The sequence below is a fragment of the Neorhizobium turbinariae genome, from assembly GCF_023223505.1.
In the GTDB taxonomy this organism is placed as follows: Bacteria; Pseudomonadota; Alphaproteobacteria; order Rhizobiales; family Rhizobiaceae; genus Neorhizobium; species Neorhizobium turbinariae.
Window position 1 is genome coordinate 19,511 of sequence record NZ_JALPRY010000019.1, and the last position, 20,989, is coordinate 40,499.

General features: G+C 62.6%; 17 protein-coding genes. 11 read left to right on the plus strand and 6 right to left on the minus strand.

Annotated elements, in window-relative coordinates; all coding sequences use genetic code 11:
• Positions 1-21 precede the first annotated feature (21 nt).
• Together M0654_RS17285 and M0654_RS17290 are read left to right on the plus strand one after the other, a co-directional pair.
• On the plus strand, positions 22-1,038 hold the full coding sequence (locus M0654_RS17285; protein WP_248684155.1) for a zinc-binding alcohol dehydrogenase family protein: 1,017 nt from the start codon (positions 22-24) through the stop codon (positions 1,036-1,038).
• A 103-nt stretch (positions 1,039-1,141) separates the two neighbouring features.
• Positions 1,142-1,558 (plus strand): DoxX family protein, encoded by a 417-nt coding sequence (locus M0654_RS17290; RefSeq protein WP_118849057.1) that lies wholly within the window; start codon positions 1,142-1,144, stop codon positions 1,556-1,558.
• A 59-nt stretch (positions 1,559-1,617) separates the two neighbouring features.
• Here the strand turns inward: M0654_RS17290 and M0654_RS17295 are convergent, their stop codons facing one another.
• Both M0654_RS17295 and M0654_RS17300 read right to left on the minus strand, forming a co-directional pair.
• Positions 1,618-2,229, minus strand: coding sequence for a L,D-transpeptidase (locus tag M0654_RS17295; RefSeq protein ID WP_248684156.1), 612 nt, complete (start codon positions 2,227-2,229; stop codon positions 1,618-1,620).
• 167 nt (positions 2,230-2,396) lie between these two features.
• Positions 2,397-4,073: an electron transfer flavoprotein-ubiquinone oxidoreductase gene (locus M0654_RS17300; RefSeq protein ID WP_248684157.1), complete on the minus strand. Its 1,677-nt coding sequence runs from the start codon at positions 4,071-4,073 to the stop codon at positions 2,397-2,399.
• 268 nt (positions 4,074-4,341) lie between these two features.
• On the opposite strand from M0654_RS17300, the gene M0654_RS17305 reads away from it, so the two are divergent.
• Together M0654_RS17305 and M0654_RS17310 are read left to right on the plus strand one after the other, a co-directional pair.
• On the plus strand, positions 4,342-5,130 hold the full coding sequence (locus M0654_RS17305; protein ID WP_248684158.1) for an SDR family oxidoreductase: 789 nt from the start codon (positions 4,342-4,344) through the stop codon (positions 5,128-5,130).
• 60 nt (positions 5,131-5,190) lie between these two features.
• Positions 5,191-5,385 (plus strand): hypothetical protein, encoded by a 195-nt coding sequence (locus M0654_RS17310; protein ID WP_248684159.1) that lies wholly within the window; start codon positions 5,191-5,193, stop codon positions 5,383-5,385.
• A 20-nt stretch (positions 5,386-5,405) separates the two neighbouring features.
• On the opposite strand, the gene blaOXA is transcribed toward M0654_RS17310, so the two are convergent.
• A complete protein-coding gene (gene blaOXA, locus M0654_RS17315; protein WP_248684160.1) occupies positions 5,406-6,227 on the minus strand; it encodes a class D beta-lactamase in 822 nt (273 codons plus the stop codon).
• 102 nt (positions 6,228-6,329) lie between these two features.
• On the opposite strand from blaOXA, the gene M0654_RS17320 reads away from it, so the two are divergent.
• The 5 genes from M0654_RS17320 to M0654_RS17340 all read left to right on the plus strand — a co-directional run bounded on the left by M0654_RS17320 (position 6,330) and on the right by M0654_RS17340 (position 10,151).
• Positions 6,330-7,220, plus strand: coding sequence for a LysR family transcriptional regulator (locus tag M0654_RS17320; protein ID WP_248684161.1), 891 nt, complete (start codon positions 6,330-6,332; stop codon positions 7,218-7,220).
• Between the two features lie 132 nt (positions 7,221-7,352).
• Entirely contained in the window at positions 7,353-8,648 is a 1,296-nt protein-coding gene (locus tag M0654_RS17325) for an Hsp70 family protein (protein ID WP_248684162.1), read from the plus strand.
• A 48-nt stretch (positions 8,649-8,696) separates the two neighbouring features.
• Positions 8,697-9,608 (plus strand): uracil-DNA glycosylase, encoded by a 912-nt coding sequence (locus M0654_RS17330; protein ID WP_248684163.1) that lies wholly within the window; start codon positions 8,697-8,699, stop codon positions 9,606-9,608.
• 171 nt (positions 9,609-9,779) lie between these two features.
• Positions 9,780-9,971 (plus strand): hypothetical protein, encoded by a 192-nt coding sequence (locus tag M0654_RS17335; protein WP_118849046.1) that lies wholly within the window; start codon positions 9,780-9,782, stop codon positions 9,969-9,971.
• A 24-nt stretch (positions 9,972-9,995) separates the two neighbouring features.
• Positions 9,996-10,151: a hypothetical protein gene (locus M0654_RS17340; protein WP_248684164.1), complete on the plus strand. Its 156-nt coding sequence runs from the start codon at positions 9,996-9,998 to the stop codon at positions 10,149-10,151.
• A 9-nt stretch (positions 10,152-10,160) separates the two neighbouring features.
• Here M0654_RS17340 and M0654_RS17345 read toward each other — a convergent pair whose 3' ends face one another.
• Complete coding sequence (locus tag M0654_RS17345; protein ID WP_248684165.1) at positions 10,161-11,099, minus strand: DMT family transporter; 939 nt, start codon at positions 11,097-11,099, stop codon at positions 10,161-10,163.
• A gap of 306 nt (positions 11,100-11,405) precedes the next feature.
• Here M0654_RS17345 and pepN point away from each other — a divergent pair, with 306 nt between their 5' ends.
• Entirely contained in the window at positions 11,406-14,054 is a 2,649-nt protein-coding gene (pepN, locus tag M0654_RS17350) for an aminopeptidase N (RefSeq protein WP_248684166.1), read from the plus strand.
• Between the two features lie 187 nt (positions 14,055-14,241).
• Positions 14,242-16,581, plus strand: coding sequence for a PAS domain-containing sensor histidine kinase (locus M0654_RS17355; protein WP_248684182.1), 2,340 nt, complete (start codon positions 14,242-14,244; stop codon positions 16,579-16,581).
• A gap of 3 nt (positions 16,582-16,584) precedes the next feature.
• Here M0654_RS17355 and M0654_RS17360 read toward each other — a convergent pair whose 3' ends face one another.
• Positions 16,585-19,536: a bifunctional [glutamine synthetase] adenylyltransferase/[glutamine synthetase]-adenylyl-L-tyrosine phosphorylase gene (locus tag M0654_RS17360; RefSeq protein ID WP_248684183.1), complete on the minus strand. Its 2,952-nt coding sequence runs from the start codon at positions 19,534-19,536 to the stop codon at positions 16,585-16,587.
• Between the two features lie 59 nt (positions 19,537-19,595).
• The gene (locus M0654_RS17365) at positions 19,596-20,987 is read right to left on the minus strand and encodes a sensor histidine kinase (protein ID WP_390920653.1); all 1,392 of its coding nucleotides are present in this window, start codon (positions 20,985-20,987) and stop codon (positions 19,596-19,598) included.
• Positions 20,988-20,989 lie beyond the last annotated feature (2 nt).

Here is a 20,989-nt window from a genome sequence, read left to right on the forward strand (position 1 = left end):
ACCTATGGAAAGGGAGATGCCATGCGCGCCGTCGGGTTCAACCAGCCTCAGCCGATCACTTCCGAAACGTCACTGCTCGATCTCGACCTTCCCGAGCCGGAAGCCAAGGGTCGCGATCTGCTCGTGGAAATCCGTGCCGTGTCAGTCAATCCGGTGGATACGAAGGTCCGCCGCACGGCCGCCGTGGAGCCCGGCCAGCACCGCATCCTGGGTTATGACGCAGCCGGCGTGGTGAAAGCCGTCGGACCGGAGGTGAAGCTCTTCAAGCCGGGCGACGAGGTTTATTACGCCGGCGCCATCAACCGTCCAGGCACGAATGCCGAATTGCACCTGGTGGACGAGCGGATCGTCGGCTTCAAGCCGAAGACACTGTCGTTCGAGGAAGCCGCTGCCCTGCCGCTGACGGCGATCACCGCCTATGAGGCGCTGTTCCACCGCATGAAGGTGCAGGACAAGGTGGCGGGTGCGTGGAACGCCGTGCTGGTGATTGGCGGCGCCGGCGGCGTCGGCTCGATTGCCATCCAGCTTTTGCGCGAACTTTCCGACGTGACGGTGATCGGCACCGGATCGCGGCCGGAAACGATGGACTGGATCCGCGATTTCGGCGCCCACCACGTGCTCGACCACTCGAAGCCGATGGCAAAGCAACTGGCCGAGATGGCGATCGGCGCACCGGCTTTCGTGTTCTCCACCACCCACACAGAAACGCACCTGCCGGATATCCTCGAACTGATCGCGCCGCAGGGCCGGCTGTCGTTGATCGACGATCCCAAGGAGCCGATGGACCTGCGGCCCTTCAAGAGCAAGGCGCTGTCGATCCACTGGGAGATGATGTTTGCCCGGCCGGTGTGGCAGACGGCAGACATGATCGAACAGCACAAGCTGCTGAACCATGTGGCCGAGCTTGTTGATGCCAAAAAGCTTCGAACGACTCTGTCGGAAACGCTGGGCAAGATCAACGCCGAGAACCTGAAGAAGGCGCATGCGATGATCGAAAGCAACCGCACCAAGGGCAAGATCGTGCTTTCCGGTTTTTAGCCGGACGGTTGCTCCCGATAGGTGCAAACGCGCCACGCCACACCTTAACGCGCGCCATGACTTGAGCTATGATCTCGCCGGGACAAACACCGGAGGGGACATCATGGCAACTTCATCGACATCGAGTTTTGGCAATCCGCTGGACGCGGTCACGGGGACGACCTGGTTCGGATATCTCGCCCGCATCGTGCTGACTTTCGCTTTCTGGGGAAGCGGCCTCTCGAAGCTCATCGACTTCCAGGGCGGCGTGGCCGAGATGGCGCAGTTCGGCCTGGAGCCGGCGGTTGCCTTCAACATCGCGACGATCATTGTCCAGATCGGCGGATCGCTGCTGGTGATCCTGAACCGCTGGACGTGGCTGGGCGCCGGTGCGCTTGCCGTCTTCACCGCGCTTACCATCCCCCTCGTCCATCATTTCTGGTCGATGGAGGAGCCGATGCGCACGATGGAATTCCACGTAGCGATGGAGCACATCACCGTCATCGGCGGCATGATGGTGGTCGCCTGGAAATCGCGCTAGATCCCAGACAAGCGAAAGCCCGCCGCAAGCGGCGGGCCCTCACCCATCGAACCTGAATATCAAGCCTGGAGCACGACGACCTTGGCGCCGACCTGGACGCGGTTGTAGAGGTCGATGATGTCGTGGTTCATGAAGCGGATGCAGCCGCTCGACATGGCAAGCCCGATCGATTCCGGCTGGTTGGTGCCGTGCAGGCGGAACATGGTGTCGTTGCCGTTGCGATAGAGATACATCGCACGGGCGCCGAGCGGGTTGTTCGGGCCGCCCGGCATGCCGCCGGCGAGCTTGCGGTAACGCTCCTCGCGGCGCTGCATGTTGGGGGTTGGCGTCCAGGACGGCCACTCAGCCTTGCGACCGACATAGGCATTGCCTGACAGCGCCAGGCCGGCGCGACCAACGCCGACGCCGTAGCGGATCGCACGGCCATTGCCGAGCACGAAATAGGCGCGGCGCGCGGGCGTATCGACCACCACTGTTCCGGGTGCATGCGGCGTGACATAGGCCACTTCCTGGCGGCGAAGTTCGGGCTTGATCTTCTCGATCGGCACCGCCTTCAGCGGGAACTCTTCATTGCTGACCGTCGCGTAGTTGGCCTGGTCGGAAACGGTGGAGGCGCAGCCGGCCATAAGGAGCGGCAGGCCTGCAAGAAAGCCGCGACGGGAAATCGACATGAATGTGTCCTTGGTGCGTCAAAGTGATGACGCAGAAATACTGAGATTATGGTTAATGAAATGATAAGTGCCGGCCTGCTCGGACGATCACGAACGCGTCAGCGGAAACGAAAACGCCGCCAAGGTCCGGGCGGCGCTTCCATAGACTGATCAAGCTGCAACCAAAGTCACATATTCGGATAGACCGGTCCCTCACCGCCCTGCGGCGGTACCCAGTTGATGTTCTGGTTCGGGTCCTTGATGTCGCAGGTCTTGCAGTGGACGCAGTTCTGCGCGTTGATGACGTAGACCTGCTCGCCGTCCTTCTCCACCCATTCGTAAACGCCGGCCGGACAGTAGCGCGTCGAGGGGCCGGCAAAAACTTCCAGTTCGGAGCGCTTCTGCAGGTCCATGTCCTTCACCTGGAGGTGGACCGGCTGGTCTTCCTCGTGGTTGGTATTGGACAGGAAGACCGACGAGAGGCGGTCGAAGGTGAGCACCCCATCCGGCTTCGGATAATCGATCTTCTTGTGCTTGGCCGCCGGCTCGAGCGAGGCCGCGTCCGTCTTGCCGTGCTTCATCGTGCCGAAGAAGGAGAAGCCGAGCAACTGGTTCGTCCACATGTCGATGCCGCCGAGCGCAATGCCAAGGCCCGTGCCGAGCTTCGACCAGAGCGGCTTGACGTTGCGCACCCGCTTCAGGTCCTTGCCGATGGCGGTCGAACGCCACTCGTTCTCGATCTCGACCACTTCGTCGTTGGCGCGGCCAGCTGCAATCGCTGCGGCGACGTGTTCTGCCGCCAGCATGCCGGAATGGACCGCGTTGTGGCTGCCCTTGATGCGCGGGACGTTAACGAGGCCGGCCGAGCAGCCGATCAGCGCGCCACCCGGGAAGGTAAGCTTCGGAACCGATTGGTAGCCACCCTCGGTGATGGCGCGTGCGCCATAGGTCAGGCGCTTGCCGCCCTCGAAGGTGGAGCGGATCGCCGGATGCGTCTTGAAGCGCTGGAATTCCTCGAACGGGTAGAGGTAAGGGTTCTTGTAGTTCAGGTGAACCACGAAGCCGACGGCAACCAAATTGTCCTCGAGGTGGTAGAGGAATGAACCGCCGCCGGTGGACATGTTGAGCGGCCAGCCGAACGAGTGCTGCACCAGGCCCGGCTTGTGGTTTTCCGGCTTTACCTCCCAGAGTTCCTTGAGGCCGATGCCGTATTTCTGCGGCTCGCGGCCGCTCTGTAGGTCATAACGCAGGATCAGCTGCTTGGCGAGCGAACCGCGCACGCCCTCGCCGATAAGCACATACTTGCCGTGCAGTTCCATGCCCCGGGTAAAGTTCGGGCCCGGTTCACCGTTGCGCTCGACGCCCATGTCGCCGGTGGCGACACCGATCACCGCGCCCGCTTCGTTGTAGAGCACTTCGGTTGCGGCAAAACCCGGGTAGATCTCGACGCCCAAGCCTTCCGCCTTCTCGGCGAGCCAGCGACAGACATTGCCGAGCGAGACGATGTAGTTGCCGTGGTTGTTCATCAGCGGCGGCATCAGGACGTTCGGAAGGCGGACCGAACCGGCCGGCCCGAGGAACAGGAACTGGTCGTCCGTTACCGGCGTCTTGAAGGGGTGACCGTCCTCGCTGCGCCAGTCCGGCAGCAGCGCGTCGATGCCGGACGGATCCACGACCGCGCCGGACAGGATGTGGGCGCCGACTTCCGATCCCTTTTCCAGAACCACGACCGTCAGATCCGGATTGATCTGCTTCAGCCGGATTGCAGCAGCAAGACCTGCAGGCCCCGCCCCCACAATCACAACATCAAATTCCATCGCTTCGCGTTCGGGCAATTCGTGGGCGGGAAAGTCCTGGTCGCTCATATCAAACTCCGCTCGCCGGCCCCTACCGGCATGTTCTTTTCGCCTGCCACGCAGGGCATCCTGTCTTTGCAAAACCGACCGCGGTTGTCGAGGCAGGAAAACGTCTCCACCCTTGCCATTCGCGCAACCCGCGTTTCCGCTTTCGCATATTACGTTTACGTATACGTCATCTAACAGCCGAACGGAAGATTGCAAGATCGGCCTTCCCCACTGCCGAACGGCTGCTATAACTTCCGCAACTTCAAGACAAAATCAGGAGGATCACACCATGGATTTCGGCCTCACCGGCAAGCGTGCGCTTGTTCTTGCTTCCTCACGCGGGCTTGGCCTCGGCATTGCCAAGGCGCTTGCGGCAGAAGGCGCCCATGTTCTCCTCGTCGGCCGCTCGGGCGATCGGCTGGCGGAAAACTGCGCGGCCATCAACGCAGCCGGAAAGGGCAAGGCCGATTGGCTGTGGGGCGACCTCGCGGAGGACAATTTCGTCCAGTCCATGGTGGATGGCGTGAAGGAAAAGCTCGGCAGCATCGACATCCTCGTCAACAACACGGGCGGCCCGACCCCGGGCACGGCGGAAGAGATGACAGCCGAAAAGCTCGACACCTTCTTCCAGTCCATGGTGCTGCGCGTCATCACGCTGACCAACGCATTCCTGCCGCAGATGAAGGAACAGGGGTTTGGCCGCATCCTGACGGTTGCGTCATCGGGCGTCTTCGAACCGATCCCGAACCTCGCCCTGTCGAACACGCTGCGCGGCGCGCTCGTTGGCTGGAACAAGACCATGGCGGCGGAGGTGGCGAGCTTCGGCATTACCTGCAACATGCTGTTGCCGGGCCGCATTCATACCGATCGCATCGATGAACTCGATGGCGCCAATGCCAAGCGCCAGGGCAAGAGCCTTGAGGAGGTTCGCGCCGCATCGCTGAAGACCATCCCGGCCGGCCGTCTCGGCAAGGTCGAGGAGTTTGCCGCAGCGGGCGCCTTCCTGTGCTCCGTGCCGGCGAGCTATGTGACGGGCACGATGCTGCGCGTCGACGGCGGAGCATCGCGATCGATCTGACCGCGGTGCGGCCAATGAGGATGTAACGCCTTCACACGAGACGGCAGGAGGATGGCAACCATGCGGACTGTATTGCGGATCGTCGGCATCGTGATGGTTGCCATTGGCCTGCTGTGGAGCGGCCAGGGCACGGGTTATTTCCCGTATCCTCGCTCCAGCTTCATGATCAACCAGACGCCCTGGATCATCTGGGGCCTGGTCTCCGCCGCCATCGGCTTGGTAACAATCTGGGGCTCGCGCCGCCTTCGGGGGTAAGAACGACGCGAGCCTCTCCCTTACCGCGCCATCAGACGCGGCAGGTCTTCGATCAGGCTGTCGCGCACGGTGAAGCTGATCGGTTGCTTGGTGTGGCGCTTCGTATCCACGAAGAGGCGCGCGAACACGACACGCCGCCCTTGCTTCTCGGCCCAGCCGACAAACCACCCGATCGGACGGCTCGTGTCACCTTTGCCGGCCTTGTTGCGCATGCTGCCCGAGCCCGTCTTGCCGTAGACGGTCCAGCCATCCGCAGCGTCGAAACTCGGCGTGATGGCTTTCGTCTTCTCAACAGCCTCCGCACTGATCGGCAGGCCGCCGGTCAGGAACCGCTTCAGGAAATCCACCTGCCCATCCGCAGAGATCTTCAGCGACGACATCAGCCATGACTGTGTCAGGCCGTCGGTGCCGCCCGGGCCACCGGAAACGTCGCGGTTGCCGTAGTTGAAGCCGCGGATGTAGTCGGCAAACGCCTTCTTGCCGAGCCGGCGGGTGATCTCCTGCGAGTACCAGACGATGGAATCGCGTTCCCAGATTGTCGGGTCGCTGTCCTTCTGCTCCCGCTGCGGGCGTTGCCACTTGGCCTGGTAGGACCAGCGCGGATTGTGGGCATCGGTAAGGATGCCGGCGTCATATCCCATCATCGCGATCGGCAGCTTGAAGGTAGACTGCGGATATATGGCCTCCGCGCAATCCCCCTGGCGATGCAGCGGCTCGCCGCTCTTCTCGTCGATGATGACCGTACACCGCAACGGCTCGGCCGCGTGCGCGGCGGCGAAATGGAGAAGAGACGCCGTCGCGCCAACGAGTGCTGCGAGAATGAGGGGATTTCTGGACGCCATCATCATGCTCCGTTTGAGGTGATGCGGCATTTCTAGGTCGGCTTGCGAGCCCCAATCAAACGATGATATCTGCGGGCAGGCACAAATAAATCTAGGGCATCCATGGTTCGACCCCACCTGCCGCTCAACGCGTTGCGCGCATTCGAAGCCGCCGCGCGCCACCTGTCCTTCACCCGCGCCGCGATCGAGCTCTGCGTCACGCAAGCCGCCGTCAGCCATCAGGTGAAACTGCTGGAGCAGCGGCTCGGCGTCACGCTGTTTCGCCGCCTGCCGCGCGGCTTGATGATCACCGAGGAAGGCCTGGCGCTGCTGCCCTGCCTGCAGGAAAGTTTCGACCGCATGGCCGACATGCTGGAGCGCTTCGAGGGCGGGCATGTACGCGAGGTGCTGAAACTCGGTGCAGTGGGGACCCTTGCGGTCGGCTGGCTGCTGCCGCGCCTGTCCGATTTCCATATCAAACATCCGTTCGTGGATCTCAGGCTTTCCACCAACAACAATCGCGTTGATATTGCCGCCGAAGGGCTTGATTACACGATAAAGTTCGGCAACGGGGCCTGGCATGACATGGAGGCAGAAGCACTGTTCGAGGCGCCATTGACGGCGCTCTGCACGCCTTCGATTGCAAGGGAGATCCAGGCGCCGGAAGATGTGGCGAAGCAGCCGCTGCTTCGCTCCTACCGGGCCGACGAATGGCCAAGCTGGTTCGAGGCTGCAGGCGTTGAGCCACCCCCTCTTCGCGGCATGGTGTTCGACAGTTCGGTGCTGATGGTGGAGGCGGCGATCCAGGGTGCAGGCGTGGCGCTCGCGCCGCCTCTGATGTTTTCGCGCCACACCGCGTCAGGTGCGCTGGTGCAACCTTTCGACATCTTTATCTCCAAAGGCAGTTATTGGCTGGTGCGGCTGAAATCACGGCCTGTCAACGCGGCCATGGAAGCCTTCCGCACATGGCTTCTGGAACAGGCCGCGGAGCCTGAGCACATAAGCAACATCTAAAGCCTTTCAGCTTGCATCAACAGCCGGCTTGTGCGATCACGCGCCCACACTGATCAAGGCGCTGTTCGGCGCCTTTTTGCGTTCGGGCCTTTGCCCGTTTCAACATCATTGATGACTTTAAGGAGCACGGCCATGGCACGGGCGCTCGGGCTTGATTTCGGCACGACCAATACTGTTCTGGCACTGGCGGACGGCGACGGTTCGACCACCCATTCGATGCAGTTCACGAGCAATGCCGGCACCAGCGATTCGATGCGCACCGCGCTTTCCTTCATGAAGGACGCAGTGATGGGCGCCCAGGCGCTGAAGGTGGAGGCTGGCCAGGCTGCGATCCGCCAGTTCATCGACAATCCGGGTGATTGCCGCTTCCTGCAGTCGATCAAGACCTTTGCGGCCAGCCCGCTCTTCCAGGGCACGCTCGTGTTCGCACGCCGCCAGCAATTCGAAGACCTGATGGAAATCTTCCTGAAGCGGTTGAAGACCTATGCGGATGGCAACTGGCCGTCGGAAGTCTCGCGCCTCATCGCCGGGCGGCCGGTGCATTTTGCCGGTGCCAATCCGGATCCCGCACTCGCCACCGAGCGCTACAACGAGGCCCTGACGCGTCTCGGCTTCCCCGAGATCCACTACGTCTATGAGCCCGTGGCGGCCGCCTATTATTTCGCCCAGACTTTGAAAACCGACGCGACCGTGCTGGTGGCCGACTTCGGCGGTGGCACCACCGACTATTCGCTGATCCGTTTCGAACGCCAGGCCGGCAAGCTTACCGCCAAGCCGATCGGGCACTCGGGCGTCGGCATTGCCGGCGACCATTTCGATGCGCGGATGATCGACCATCTCGTGGCGCCGGAGATCGGCAAGGGCACCTTTTTCAAGAGCTTCGACAAGGTGCTGGAAGTGCCGGCCGGCTACTACGCCAATTTCAGCCGCTGGAACCAGTTGTCGATCTTCAAGACCACCCGCGAGTTCGCCGACATGAAATCGCTGGTGCGTTCGGCGCTGGATCCCGACAAACTGGAACTTTTCATCGATCTTGTGGAGCACGACGAAGGTTATCCGCTCTACCAGGCGATCTCGGCGACCAAGATGGCGCTGTCGGGCGCCGAGGAAGCGGAATTCAAGTTCGCGCCGCTCGGCAAGGCTGGCAACAAGATGGTGAAGCGCAGCGACTTCGAGACTTGGATTGCGGACGATCTTGCCAAGATCGAAGGGGCGCTCGACGAGGTGCTGGAGCAGACCAACACGCCGCCCGAAGCTGTCGACAAGGTCTTCCTCACCGGCGGCACGTCCTTCGTCCCAGCCGTCCGGCGGATCTTCACCCGCCGCTTCGACGCGTCCAAGATCGAAAGCGGCGGCGAATTGCTCTCCATCGCACACGGGCTGGCGCTGATCGGCGAGAGCGATAACGTGGGACAATGGGCCGCGTGAGAGCGGCTTTGCCTTTCGCCGCCTCGTCCGCTCCGCTAGGATAGGATCATGGACACCGCCAAGGATCTCGACGCGCCAGAGCTCGCCGCGCTTCTGCATTTTTATGCAGATGCGGGTGTGGAGTGGCTGGCCGAGGATGATCCGGTGGATCGCTTCGCGCAGTTCGCCGCCCAAAAGGCGGCCAAGGCAGGAGCACGCATACCGGCATCGGCTCGCGGCAACCTGGCGCAGAATGATACCGCGACCAACACAGGTGGCGCTGCCGCCCAAAGCCGCACTGGCGCAGCTTCGGCTGCACGGGCTTCCGCCCCCTCGCCTGCCGCACCGTCATCCTCCGCACCCGTTTCCATCCCGGATGGCGAGGCCGTCGCGGCCGCGCGCTTTGCCGCCGAAAGCGCACGCTCTTTGCCGGAATTGAAGACGGCCCTTGAGGCCTTCAGCGGCTGCAACCTGAAGAACGGCGCGCGCTCCACGGTGTTTGCCAGCGGTGATCCGGCCTCAGGCATCATGGTCATCGGCCCGATGCCGAATGCCGATGACGATCGCGACGGCATCCCCTTTTCCGGACGGCAGGGACAGCTTCTCGACCGGATGCTGGGTGCGATCGGCCTCGCCCGTGAAGCCGTGGTGCTGACCAACATGATCCCGTGGCGGCCGCCCGGCAACCGCATGCCCTCGCCCGCCGAGATGGAAATCTGCCGGCCGTTCCTGGAGCGCCAGATCGCGCTTGCCGAGCCGAAGACGCTGCTGCTTCTCGGCACCTTCCCGGCCCGTTTCTTCTTCGGCGTCAACGGCACGATCCATTCGCTCCGCGGCGAATGGCGTGATGTTACCATCGCCGGCTGGAATACGGCGGCGATTGCCACCCTGCATCCGCAGGAACTGACCGCGGCCCCTGCCAACAAGGCCCTTGCATGGCAGGACCTGCTCACCCTCAAGAGCCGCCTCACCAGCCACTAGATGGGCATTCGGCCGTTACTGCCGATTCTTTGAACAAGATTACCGGACCATGAAGAAAGCCATGCACGTTGCGCATGACAGTACGGCGTTCTGTCGCATTGCGGAATCGATGTTGCGGCGCAATATAGAGACATGTCTTGGGAGGAATTGTGGTTTAAAGGAACCAAGGCAATGACGACCCGCTTCCGCCCGATCCACTCGGGCTTTGAAACCCTTCGCATTGCAGGGCTCGCACCGCGTGCCACGCAGGGCTACCACCGCTTCGGCTCGGCGACGAACGAGCAGATGACCTCGCGTGCCATGGCGCGCCCGACCGGTGTGTCGCGTCCTGCAGCCGTTTTCGCAGACTTCCGCGAACGTTGATCCGCAAACGATAAGGATTTTGCCATGAACACGTTTTTCCGCTCGTTGCGCAGCTTCCGTGACAGCCTGCACCACATCGGCACGGCCGTGAACGCATCGCGGGAATACAGCCATGCCGACACGGCGCGCGCTGCTTCTGCCAAGAAGAGCAATCCCGCGACGGCTGCCATCCCGCTCTAAGGACTGGCTTCAGCCGCCTGGCGGTGACGCCTTGCGCGCCGCCTTCCGCTCCAGCCCAAGCTGGTGCTCGCGGTATATGATGAAGATGCCGGCCGAGACGGTAATCGTCGTGCCGATCAAGGTCTCGACTGTCGGCACATCCGAAAACAGGATGTAGGCGATCACAATCCCCAGCACGATCGAGGTGTACTCAAACGGCGCCACCGTCGAAACGTCCGCATTCCGGTAGGCTTCTGTCAGCAGGATCTGCCCGACGCCGCCGCAAAACCCCGCCGCAATCAGGAATGCCATCTCCGACGCGCTGAGGTTATTCCAGCCGAAAGGCAGGCTCAGCAGCGAGAACACCGCGCCGCTGAGCGAGAAATACATCACGATCGTCGCCGTCTTTTCCGTGCGCACCAGAAGCCGCGTCTGGATCATGGCGAAGCCCGCCAGGAAAGATGACGTCAATACCGCCGCCGCGCCGAGCGCCTGCTGCGAAGGCACGCCGCCGTCCTGGAACAGCGTCAGCTTCGGCCAGGAGATGATGACAACGCCAATCATTCCCACCATGACCGCCGTCCAGCGATAAAGCCGCACCGGCTCCTTCAGGAAGATCGCCGCGAACACGACCGCAAGCAGCGGCATGGAATAACCGATCGCGATTGCGTCCGGCAGCGGTAGGTTGACCAGCCCATAGAAGCCGAAGCCCATCGACATGATGCCGAGCATGCCGCGCCGCAGGTGGCCAAACGGGCTGCTGGTCTTCATCACGCCCCGCAATTGGCCAAGGTATCCAAGGTAGAGGATGATCGGCACCACCGCGAAAGCGGAGCGGAAGAAGGTGATCTGCCCGGCCGGAATATCGGGTCCGGCGGACTTGATGCATGCCTGCATGGCCACGAAGACCACGACTGAGCTCACCTTCATCATGATCCCCTTGAGGGGGTTTGAGGCATCCGCGGCCATGTACTACTCTTCGGAATTCGCCGCGCTTCAGACAGGCAAAAGATGGGAAATGCTTGATTTGTCCGCACGATAGAGGATGATGGACGCGAGGAGTATGAAATCTGCTGATGAGTTGATCAAATTGGGTGACGAAACGGAAACCCTTTGAGCCGAGTACGGTAATATCGAACCTCTGCGTGATGTAGAGGGTTCAACAATCGTTTAGCATTGCGTGCAATTATGCCCGCCGCGACGGGTACAGTCTGGCCGATTTCGGTCCGATGCTTGTCGCGTGACTCACATGAAGAGCCGGTTCCAGGAAGTACTATGCGCACAGATACGGGCCAGATTGTTCATCTGGCAGATTACCGCCCCACCGACTTTGTCCTGGAACGAGTCGACCTGACGTTCGAGCTTGATCCGACGAATACGAAGGTTGAGGCGCGGCTGATCTTCCACCGCCGCGAGGGCGTCGATCCCACGGCCCCGCTGGTGCTCGATGGTGATGAACTGACGCTGTCCGGTCTTCTGCTGGACCAGAACGAGGTCCCGACCAGCCAGTATGACGTGACGCCCGAGCAACTGACGGTGCGCGACCTGCCGGCGGAGTCGCCTTTCGAGATCACCATCACCACCTATATCAACCCGGAAGCCAACACCCAGTTGATGGGTCTTTACCGCACCAACGGCATCTACTGCACGCAATGCGAGGCTGAAGGCTTCCGGCGCATCACCTATTTTCCGGACCGTCCGGACGTGCTGGCGCCCTACACCGTCACCATCATCGGCGACAAGGCTGCCAACCCTGTCATGCTGTCGAACGGCAACTTCCTTGGCGGCGCGGGTTATGACGAAGGCCGCGCCTTTGCCGCCTGGTTCGATCCGCACCCGAAGCCATCTTACCTCTTTGCACTGGTTACCGGTGATCTCGGCGTCGTTGAAGACACCTTCACCACCATGTCCGGCAATGAAGTCGCGCTGAAGATCTATGTTGAGCACGGCAAGGAGCCGCGCGCGGCTTATGCCATGGATGCGCTGAAGCGCTCGATGAAATGGGACGAGGAGCGGTTCGGCCGCGAATACGACCTCAACATCTTCCAGATCGTCGCCGTCTCCGACTTCAACATGGGCGCGATGGAGAACAAGGGCCTCAACGTCTTCAACGACAAATATGTTCTCGCTGACCCCGAGACCGCGACCGACCAGGATTATGCAAATATCGAGGCGATCATCGCCCACGAATATTTCCACAACTGGACCGGCAACCGCATCACCTGCCGCGACTGGTTCCAACTGTGCCTGAAGGAAGGCCTGACCGTCTACCGCGACCACGAATTCTCGGCCGACATGCGTTCGCGGCCGGTCAAGCGTATCGCCGAAGTCCGCCACCTGAAGTCGGAGCAGTTCCCCGAGGATGCCGGTCCGCTCGCGCACCCGGTGCGTCCGACGAAATATCGTGAAATCAACAACTTCTACACGACGACGGTCTACGAAAAAGGCTCCGAAGTCACCCGCATGATCGCCACCCTGCTGGGCCGCGACATGTTCAAGAAGGGCATGGACCTTTATTTCGAGCGCCACGATGGCGATGCCGCCACCGTCGAGGATTTCGTGAAGTGCTTCGAGGATGCGAGCGGCCGCGATCTCACGCAGTTCTCGCTCTGGTACCACCAGGCCGGTACGCCGCTGGTCACCGCCTCGAGCAGCTACGATCAGTCCAGCGGCACCTTCACACTGTCGCTGGAGCAGATGGTGCCGGCAACGCCCGGCCAGTCGACCAAGGATCCGATGCACATCCCGTTGTCGTTCGCGCTGATCCTCGATAACGGCTCGCTGGCAACGCCGGAAGGCGTCACTGGCGGCGAAGTCACCGAGGACGTGCTGCACCTCACCGAACGACGCCAGACCTTCACCTTCTCCGGCATCTCGTCGCGCCCGGTACTGTCGCTCAACCGGTCGTTCTCGGCGCCGATCAACCTGCATTTCGACCAGACGCCGGCCGATCTTGCGCATATCGCCCGCCATGACACCGACCTCTTCGCCCGCTGGCAGGCGCTGACCGATCTTGCCATGCCGAACCTGATGCAGGCGGCGCGGGATGCACGCGACGGCAAGGACGTGACCTGCGATCCGGCGCTTATCGCCGCGCTTCTGGAGGCGGCTGCCGATGAGACGCTGGAGCCGGCCTTCCGGGCACAGGCGCTTACGCTGCCGAGCGAGGCTGATATTGCCCGCGAACTCGGCAGCAACAACGATCCGGACGCAATCCACGCCGGCCGCACCGCGGTCATCTCGGCCATTGCCGAGGCTGGCGAAAAGAGCTTCGTCCACCTGTTCGAGACGATGAAGCCCGAGGGCGCTTATGCGCCGGATGCGGAAAGCGCTGGGAAGCGCGCACTGCGCAACATCGCGCTGTCCTACCTCACCTATTCGGAGGGCTCGCCGGCTCGTGCAGCCGAGGCTTTCGCGTCCTCCGACAACATGACGGATCTGGCGCAGGCACTCACCCTACTCGCCCATCGCTTCCCGTCTTCGTCCGAGGCAACGTCGGCACTTGCGAGCTTCCTGACTCGCTTTGACGGCAATCCGCTCGTCATCGACAAGTGGTTCTCGATCCAGGCGACCATCCCGGGCGCGGACGCTCTGTCGCGCGTCAAGTCGCTGATGGAGAACCCGCGCTTCATCTCGACCAACCCGAACCGGGTACGGTCGCTGATCGGCACCTATGCCTTCTCCAACCCGACCGGCTTTAACCGCGCCGACGGGGAAGGTTATCGCTTCCTTGCCGAGCAGATCCTGGCGATCGACGCCAAGAACCCGCAGCTTGCAGCCCGCATCCTCACCTCGATGCGGTCCTGGCGTTCACTTGAACCGCAGCGGGCCGATCATGCCCGGGCAGCGCTCACCACGATAGAGCGGGCCGCCAATCTTTCGACCGATGTCAGGGACATCGTCGAGCGGATGCTCAAGGGCTAGAACGACAAGGGCTGCGGATCTCTCCGCGGGCCTTTTTTGCACCTGGTTTTGAGTCCGTTTGGCAACAGGTAGCAGATCTTAACAAAAAGCTAACGGACCCTCTGGACACGCAGAATCACTAATGATTCATTGAGTCAGATTCGGGCGAGCGGCGCGTCGGATCATCACGAGGGTCTACATGAAGACGATGTCGGACGCGCAGCGGGTCCCCGCTGCCGAAGGTCGGTTGCGTTTTAAATTTCCGAGCCTGGACGGCTTGGGTCGAGCCGTTCCTGACGAAGGACGGCTGACCTGGAGACCGATGGCACGCCAGATGCCGAAGGTCGAACTGATCCTCAAGCGTTCGATCCCCCTCCTCATCGTTGCCTTCCTGATCGTGGTTGCCGCTTCGCGGGTCGTCGGCATCATGGGCGAATACAGCCGCATGCAGGATGCAGCCCGCCACTCCACCGAGCTGCTCGCCTCTGCCGCCCGCGCTACCTTTGCGGCCAATGCCTCGCTCGTGACGACGGGTGCCCGCGCGCCGGCCGAAGCGCAGTTGCGCGCCGTGCTGCCGCCGGAGCCCACCATGCCGGGCGCCTTTGTGCTCCTCGTCAACCCGGAAGGCCGCGTGGTCGGCGGCTGGGGCAACATCGCCTCCTATCTCGATCGCCGCCTGACCTCGCTGCTCCCCGAAACGGCCGCAGTGCGGCGCGTCGGCACCGACAACGCGGTGATCGAAACCTATATCGGCGATGTCTCGCATTACGCCGTCATCCAGGCGATCGGTACCGAGGGCGCGCTTATCGTCGCTGCCCATTCGCTGCAGTATATCGACCTTTTCTGGCGCCAGGAGGTGTCGCTTAACGTCACCGTCTTCGCCGGCATCTCGGCGATCCTGCTGGTGATCCTCTATGCCTATTACATGCAGGTCCGTCGCGCCCGCGAAGCCGACGACACGTTCGTGCAGTCCAACCTGCGCATGGAAACGGCGCTGTCGCGTGGCCGCTGCGGCTTGTGGGACTTCGACGTCGAGAACCGCCGCCTGTTCTGGTCGGGCTCGATGTACGAGATGCTCGGCCTCCCGCCGGGCGGCAACGTCATCTCCTTCACCGATGCCGCCCGCATGATGCACCCGACCGACAGCAACATCTATGCACTGGCGCGCGCAATCAGCCGCGGCAATTCCAAGCAGGTCGACCAGGTGTTCCGTATGCGCCACGCCGCCGGCCACTACGTGTGGATGCGTGCCCGTGCCCAGGTGGTGAAGACGGCGAACGGCCGCACCCATGTCATCGGCATCGCCATGGACGTCACCGAGCACCATCGCCTGGCGCAGCGTTACGCCGAGGCCGACCAGCGCCTTGCCGACGCCATCGAATGCACCTCGGAAGCCTTCGTGCTCTGGGACAAGAACGACCGGCTGGTGATGTGCAACACGCACTTCCAGCAGGCATACGGCCTTCCCGACAGCGTCCTCGTGCCCGGCACCGAGCGCGCGGCCGTCAATGCAGCCGCCGCCCGCCCTGTCATCGAGCGGCGCGTGGCCGATCCCGACGGCAGCGGCATGTCCCGCACCACGGAAGTCCAGCTTGCGGACGAACGCTGGCTGCAGATCAACGAACGCCGCACCCGCGATGGCGGCATGGTGTCGGTCGGTACCGACATTACCCTCCTCAAGCGCCACCAGGAACGCCTGCGCGAATCCGAACGCCGCCTGATGGCAACGATCGGTGATCTTTCCGCCTCTCAGAAAAAGCTGGAGCGGCAGAAGTCCGAGCTTTCAGTCGCCAACGCGAACTATCAGGCGGAGAAGGAACGCGCCGAGGCTGCCAACAAGGCAAAGTCCGAATTCCTGGCCAACATGAGCCACGAACTGCGCACGCCGCTCAACGCCATTCTCGGCTTCTCCGAGATCCTGATGAACGGCATGTTCGGGCCTCTCGGATCCCCGAAATACGTTGAATACTCCAAGGACATCCACGACAGCGGCAAGCACCTGCTCAACGTCATCAACGACATCCTCGACATGTCGAAGATCGAGGCGGGCCACATGCGCATCGTGTCCGAGCCGGTCGACCTGAAGCCGCTGATCGAGGAGAGCCTGCGCCTGACGTCCATCGCTGCAGAAGAGAAATCTGTCTCCATCAACCGTCGTCTCTGCGACCGCCTGGACGTCATCGGCGACCGCCGTGCGCTCAAGCAGATCATGCTCAATCTGCTGTCGAACGCCGTGAAATTCACCGATGCGGGCGGCAACATCGAGCTTCGTGCCCGCCGCGTGCAGAACGGCCTGATGCTGACGATCGCCGACACGGGCATCGGCATCCCGAAGGAATCACTTGCCAAGATCGGCCAACCTTTCGAGCAGGTGCAGAGCCAATATGCCAAGAGCAAGGGCGGTTCGGGGCTTGGTCTCGCCATCTCCCGCTCGCTGGTGGCGCTGCATGGCGGCTCGATGCGCATTCGCTCGCGAACCGGCGTCGGCACCGTCGTGTCGCTGATGATCCCGGACCGCGAGCCTGCAGAGCACCGCAAGACGGCCTGAGCCCTATTTCCGCACAACGGCCTTGAAGGTGTCTCGCACCGCCGAGGAAAGCCGCTTCATCTCGCCTTCCAGCGTCTTGAGGTCGGGGCAGTCGCTAGCGCGGCACAACAGTTCCACAAGACCGGCCGGCGCATCCTTGGAATCGAAAGGTCCGTCGACGCACAGGCGGATGATCTGCGAAAGCTCGGTGTAGAGCCGCAGCGCTGCAAGGCAGGTATCGAGCTGATCCTGTTGCAGGAAGCGCGCGCCCAGCATCTTCAGCGCGTCAGCCGTCGAGAGGCCATAGGTATTGACCACCTCCCCCTTCGCCGGCGCGATCAGGCGCAGATATTGGGCGATGAACTCGATATCGATCAGCCCGCCGCGGATCAGCTTCATGTCCCAAACATCGCGCGGTGGCTTTTCCTTTTCGATCAGCGCCCGCATCTCCGCGACATCCCTGGTGATCTTGTCCGGATCGTCGGCGGCCGCGAGCACGTCGCAGATGATGTCCTTTGCCTCGGCGACGAGGCTTTCGTCACCGCAGATGAGCCGCGCCCGGGTCAGCGCCATGTGCTCCCAGGTCCAGGCGTCCTCATGCTGGTATTTCTGGAACGAGGTGATGCGGGTTGCGACCGGCCCCTTGTTTCCGGATGGCCGCAGCCGAAGATCCACTTCGAAGATGACCCCTTCCGCCATCGGCGCGGAAAGCGCGGCGATCAACCGCTGGGTGATGCGGGAAAAATAACGCACCGCGTCGAGCGGCTTCGGCCCTGAACTCTCGGCAGCCGAACCGTCGTAGTCGTAGAGCAGGATGAGGTCGACGTCAGATCCTGCCGTCAGTTCGAAGCTGCCGAGCTTGCCCATCCCCATCACCGCGACGCGACCGCCCGGATACCGCCCATGGCCAGCCTCGATCTCGCGCAGCACGGCATCGAGCGCCGCTTCGATCAGGAGGTCCGCAAGGTGGGTAAAGGCGCGTGCCGCCTGCTCCCCGGTGATTGTCGCGGTCAGCAGCCTGATGCCGATCAGGAAGCGCTGTTCGGCGGCAAAGATCCGCAGCCGGTCCAGCAGTTCCTCATAGGCCCTTGCGCCGGTGAGGAAGGTGGTCAGCCGATGGGAGAGATGCTCGCGGGTCGGAAGTTCGGCAATCAGACCGGGGTCCAGCATGCCGTCGAAGACATGCGGCTTGCTCGCGACAATGTCGGCAAGCCTCGGCGCCGAGGACATGATGGTGACGATCAGCGCCAGCAGTGGCGGGTTGTTCGCAACCAGCGAAAACAGTTGGATTCCCGCCGGCAAACCCTTGAGGAAGCTGTCGAAACGCAGCAGCGCCTCGTCTGCGCGCTTGCTTTCACCAAAGGCCTTCAAGAGCGCCGGCATCAGTTCCGTCAGCCGCTCCCGGGCCTCAACCGATTGCGTCGCCCGATAGCGGCCATTGTGCCAGGTGCGGATCACCCGCGAGATGTCGGCTGGCCGCTCAAAACCGAGGCTTGACAGCGTTTCCAGGGTTTCAGGGTCGTCCTGCTGACCGGTGAAAACGAGATTGCCGTTGGTACCGGAAAGCTTGGCTTCCTGTTCGAAAAGCCGCGAATAGCGCTTCTCGACCGTCCGCAGCACCTCCTCGAGTCTTGCCGAAAAGCTCTTGGTGTCCCGGAAGCCGAGCATGAAGGCGATCCGCTTCAACTCCGCCTCTGTGTCCGGCAGGTGATGGCTCTGCTCGTCGCGCACCATCTGGATCCGATGCTCGATGTCACGCAGGAACCAGTAGCACTCCGTCATCTCGTCGGCGATCTCGTGCGAGATCCACTTGGCTTCCGCGAGCGCCCGAAGCGCCGCCTCGGTTTCCCGAACGCGGATGGGCGGCATGCGCCCACCGGCAATCAACTGCTGGGTCTGAGCGAAGAACTCGATCTCGCGGATACCCCCGCGACCAAGCTTCACGTCATGCCCCTTCACCGCAATCGCCCCATGTCCCTTGTGAGCATGGATCTGCCGCTTGATGGAATGGATGTCGGCAATTGCCGCGTAGTCGAGATACTTGCGGAACACGAAGGGCGTCAGCAGCCGCATGAAGTTCTTGCCCGCCGCGATGTCACCGGCAACCGGCCGCGCCTTGATATAGGCCGCCCTCTCCCAGTTCTGTCCGCGCGCCTCGTAATAAACGAGCGCCGCATCGAGCGAGACCGCCAGCGGCGTCGAGCCGGGGTCGGGCCGCAGCCTCAGATCCGTGCGGAAGACATAACCGTCGGCGGTGCGCTCCTGCAGGATGCGGATCAGCCGCCGCATCATCCGCCCGTAAGTTTCCGACCCACCCATGGGATCGGGCAGCGTGCCAGCTTCCGGATCGAAGAACACGACGATGTCGATGTCGGAGGAGTAGTTGAGCTCGCGCCCCCCGAGCTTGCCCATGCCAAGCACGATCAGCCCGGAGCGCTCGCTGGGGTTCGAGGTGTCTGGAAGCTTCAGCTTGCCGCTCTCGTGGCCCGCCAGCAGCAGGTGGTCGATGGCGGCGGCGGTCGCGGCATCGGCAAGCGCGCTCAGCCAGAAGGTCGTGTCGCGGGCGGTAAAGATACGCGCAAGGTCCGCGAGCGCGACGAGGAAGCTCAGCTCGCGCTTGGCCACCCGCAGCGCCGTCATCACTTCGTTTTCGGAGGGGATTTCACCATCATTGGGGCGCCAGCAGTCGCGGGCTCGGCCGACGATTTGCCGAAGCCTTGGTTCCAGAGGCTCATGAATGGCAGTGGTCAGAAGTGCCGGAGATCGGGCAGCGGTTTCCGAGAGGTACGGGGAAAGGCTAAGGGCCGAGACAAGGAAAGACTTGAGCGGACCATCTTCGGCCAGCAGTTCAACCACCGCCGGCTCGAGCTTGGCTGCATCCTTGAGAACGGACAGGGCCGCTTTCGCTTCCGCCTGCGTCAGCTGCCGTATGATGTCCGGCGACACTATGTCGAGCCGCTTGACCGGCTCGGACACTTTCACCGTCGCTGCTTTTTCCTCCACCGGCGCCTCCCGTCGATCATCCCGATCATCACTTAGAGCCTTGGCGCCGGAAAGACCATGGTGACGGTAAGCCCCGTTGCATCCGGACGGCCTTCATATGTGTCGGAAAGCTCCAGCGAGCCGCCATGCAGTTCCATCACCGCTTCCACCAGTGACAACCCCAGCCCTGTGCCCGGCTTCGAGCGGCTTTCATCGAGCCGCACAAACCGCTTCAGCACATCCTCCCGCTTGTCGGCGGGAATGCCCGGCCCGTTGTCACAGACGGAAAGGCGAATATCGCCATCCCGCTTGACGAGCCGCAGCTTGATGCCGCGGTTGTCGTCTCCGTCACCGGAATACTTGATGGCATTGTCGAGGAGGTTGAAGATCGCCTGGCCGATCAGCTCGCGGTTGCCGTTCACCGCCACGCCGGGCAGCACTTCGGTTGCAAGTTGAAGCCCCGCCTCCTCCGCCACCGGTTCGTAAAGCTCGGCGCTGTCAGCCGAAACGGCGGACAGATCCACTTCCGACATCTCCGCTGCAATCGATCCGGCTTCGACGCGCGAAATCATCAGCAGCGCATTGAAGGTGCGGATCAACTGATCCGACTCGCCGATAATGCCTTCGAGCGCCGCGCGGCGCACATCCTCGCGATCTTCCGAAAGCGCGTCGGCCGCCTTGTTGCGCAGCCGCGTCAGCGGCGTCTTCAGGTCGTGGGCGATGTTGTCGGACACCTGCCGAAGCCCTTCGTTAAGCTTCTCGATGCGGCCGAGCATGGCATTGAGGGAATCGGAAAGTCGGTCGAATTCGTCGCCAGACCGGCCGACCGGCAACCGCTGCGAAAGGTCGCCCGCCATGATCTTCTGGCTCGCCGCCGACATGCGATCGATGCGTTTCAGGGCGTTGCGGCCGATGCCGAACCAGATCACCAGCGCGCCGACACCCATGATCGTCAGTGCCACCATCAGCGCCCGCCGGACGATCAGCCGGAAGCGGCCAGGATCGCCGAGGTCGCGCCCGACCATGATCCTCAGGCCGTTGTCGAGCCGCATCACATAACCGATCGCCACGTCCTGGCCCGGCTTCTCCGCTTCGGCGAAAGGTTCATAGCGGAACGGCGGCTCCGTCCAGCCCTGCTCGTCGAGCACGCCCGGCTGCACCGAGGCCACGTTGCCGGCCAGCATCTCGCCGTTCGGCCCCGCCACGACATAAAGGTTGGCGCCCGGCTGGCGGGCACGCCGCTCCATCATCCGCACCAGCAGGTTGATCCCGCCGCGCTCATAAGCGCGCTGCACGTCGCCCACTTCCTCCTGCAGCGTCTGGCGCGTCTGCTGCGCAAGCAGGCGCTCGGACATCGCGGTCACGTAGAAGACCAGAAAGGCCGCACACAGGGCAAACAGCAGGATGTAGAGCGCCGACAGCCGCACGGCGGTCGAACGGAACATCA